The organism is Candidatus Magnetobacterium casense, from assembly GCF_019173545.1.
Taxonomy (GTDB): domain Bacteria; phylum Nitrospirota; class Thermodesulfovibrionia; order Thermodesulfovibrionales; family Magnetobacteriaceae; genus Magnetobacterium; species Magnetobacterium cryptolimnobacter.
Map to the genome: position 1 here is coordinate 1 of NZ_JABXWD010000402.1, position 2,886 is coordinate 2,886.

Genomic DNA, 2,886 nt, shown 5'->3' on the forward strand with positions numbered 1-2,886 from the left:
AAGTCCAGGTAATCTTGGTAGTTAAAGACGTAGAAGGGGTTTTCGTTGTATATATCGGCCATCCTGGTGTTTTTTACAACCTGCAACTGGTGTATCTTGACAAACCCCACGGGCAGCGACGATATCTCATCGGCCATGCAGAGCATCTCTTCAATGGTCTCCGTAGGCAAACCAACAATAAGGTGTGCGCCGATGTCGATTCCCCTGTCCTTGGTGATATCAATGGCATCGAGGAAACACTTGTAGTCGTGTCCCCTGTTGATGTACAACAGGCTCTTGTCGTAGATCGATTGCAGGCCATACTCCACCAGCACGAAGTGGGTCTTTGATATATGGCTCAGGAGGTCAACCTTTTGTTCGTCGATGGTATCGGGTCTGGTGCCGATGGCAAGGCCGATGACGTCGGGGTGTGCAAGGGCGTCATTGTACATGATTGCAAGGGCTGCGACATCGGCATAGGTGTTGGTAAACGGCTGGAAGTACACGATAAACCGCTTTGCCTTGTATCTGCGCTTGAGGTAGACGATACCGGTGCTCACCTGGTCCTTGATGCTCACGCTTGGCTGACAGGCGGAGGGCCTGAAGCTGTCGTTGTTACAGTAGATGCAGCCACCGTAGGCAACCTTGCCGTCCCTGTTGGGGCACGTAAAACCGGCATCTACGTTTACCTTGTAAACGATTTCGCCAAACCTCTGCCGCATGTATGAACCAAAAGAGTTACTCCACTGTTGCATATATTTGATTATCCACCTTTGGCTCTGTATATGTCAAACACGCCTGATTTGCCCTCCGGAGGATTTTTTTACGGCAAGGGTATTTTGCATTCAATCAAGGCGAAATATGCTATAATATTTTGGAGACAGACAGGGCTGTTTTGTTGCCCTGGTTGCGGACTTTGGTCGTTGCGATGAAAATAGATGCGCATACAGGCTCAGGGATAGCCTTGATTGTTATAGGTGCATTAATCAGCATAGGTAACTGGCTGATACTCATAAGACGTATGACAAGCAAGCGTTTTATTTCAGCCGTACCTTTGCTGGGTGCGTTGTTTATTGGCATTGGAATCTTGTTTATTCCGGACATAAGGCGATATTTCTTTATTGCCCTGCTCGTGGATTTCGGCACCCTTGAGTTGCTGTACTATCTGCCGAGGGTTATTATACGTGAAATCAGGGACTCACGCAAGTAGCGGGGTGAGTAAGTGCCTGAATAGAAGAAAGAAAGGGGCGGCTCCGCCCCCCTTCAGAACCCCCCGCAAGGGGACCAGTCCCCATGACCCCCTTATTTTGTCGATCAAATATCATACCCGAAAAAACTCGAATCCGATCAGTATACGTAATTTTGCTACGGATCAGGGGGGCTTGCTTTATTTGAATCAAAACATAAATACTATAGGATATTTATATTACGAAGGAGTGATTTTATGAGTGACAGTAGCATTATCGTCATAGATGATGATAAGAATAACTCCCAACAAATAAGCGAGATACTAAGACAAGAAGGTTATACAGTTTACAGCACCACGACCAAGGCTGAGTCGGTGGTGCAGGTGAAGAAGAATCCGCCCGGGCTGATCTTTGTTAAGTCCATGCTGATGGACGCCAGCGGGTATGAGATCATCAGAGACATCCGGAGCACGCACCCGGACATCCCCTTTATCATGCTCACCGAAATAGACAAGCGATACGATGACAGGTACAGGACCATCTACAAAATAGTCGATACCGTAAGGATACCCGTAGAGCGGGAAGACCTCCTGGAAAAGACCAGAACCCACATCATAGACGCAAACGACATGCTCAACGAAACGGCCCCCTACGACCCTGACATTGACGGTGTGGTCACAGAAAAAGCGTCGCGACCACTACCTCAATATGGGCAGGAGCAGGAAGAGGAGGAGGTTCAACCCCGGGAAGATGACTCCTTTGGGCATCGTGAAAAGGCCGGACTGTTTGAACTGGAGGAGGTATCGTACCAGAACGACCGGGATGCCCAGGATGCAGAGGGTTTTGGACAGGACACGCAAACCTTCGCAGCAGAGTCGGCAGAGGATACCCCTGAGTTTGAAGAAAACCCCAGACTTGCCGCTCTACGACAGAAGAGGGAGAGGTTCGACTTTGAGGAAGAGATCAATCGTCAAAATAAAGACTACGCAGAGGACATCACCACGCTGGAACACGATGAGGAGGAGTTTATACGGTCGCTGAAGGAGAAAAACGCCAAAAGGAAGAGACTCATTGCCGGTATAACGACGGCGGTTTTTGTGGTACTACTGGGCGTGGTGTATATGTTTGTAGTTAAGGACGGACCTGCAAAGGACAAAAAACCGCTTATCGCACAAAAATCAACCCCGCAGCCCATCGTGCCGGTTGCAAAACCCACGCAGCAGCAACCTCCGGTGGTTGTCGTTACACCTGCACCCGTTGTTGCAACGCCGGAGCCGTTGAATCGGGTTACGCCGGAGCCACCAAATCAGCAACACATTACGCCCGAGTACGTTGAATCCCAAGAGGCAAAAACACCACCCGTACAACAGCAACGTCATACCCAAAAACCTCCAAAGATAGTCCCCGAGCATAAAGACAAGCCCCAGAATAAGTCCCAGGATAAGCCAAGGCCTAAGGACAAGACTGTCGTTGCCAAAGAGCCAAAGCCCCATAAAGCGGCCAAACCCGTAAAAGAGCCTCGGCAGGTACAAGCCCCCGAGCAACCCGTCGATACCGCCCAGGAGGCCTACACGATACAGTTGGGTTCGTTTGCAGACCCCTCAAATGCCCAGCGTCTGAAGGAATCTCTCAAGAAGGAAGGCTACAGTGTCTATGTCAAGGAGTTTCCGCCACAGCCGGGGCAGGACGTTGCCATGCACAAGGTCTTTGTTGGCCGGTA

General features: G+C 50.0%; 3 protein-coding genes. 2 read left to right on the forward strand and 1 reads right to left on the reverse strand.

Features of this window, described 5'->3' with window-relative positions; genetic code table 11:
- The coding region (locus tag HWQ67_RS15505) for a TIGR01212 family radical SAM protein (protein ID WP_218253591.1) at nt 1–734 on the reverse strand (734 nt) is incomplete at its 3' end.
- A 173-nt stretch (nt 735–907) separates the two neighbouring features.
- Here HWQ67_RS15505 and HWQ67_RS15510 point away from each other — a divergent pair.
- On the forward strand, nt 908–1,189 hold the full coding sequence (locus HWQ67_RS15510) for a hypothetical protein (RefSeq protein WP_218253592.1): 282 nt from the start codon (nt 908–910) through the stop codon (nt 1,187–1,189).
- A gap of 234 nt (nt 1,190–1,423) precedes the next feature.
- Nucleotides 1,424–2,886: response regulator (locus HWQ67_RS15515; protein WP_218253593.1), on the forward strand; the 1,463-nt coding region annotated here is incomplete at its 3' end.

What these genes read in the sequence shown, in the direction of transcription:
- HWQ67_RS15510 (WP_218253592.1), top strand. Translation starts at nt 908, where the DNA reads ATGAAAATAGATGCGCATACAGGCTCAGGGATAGCCTTGATTGTTATA.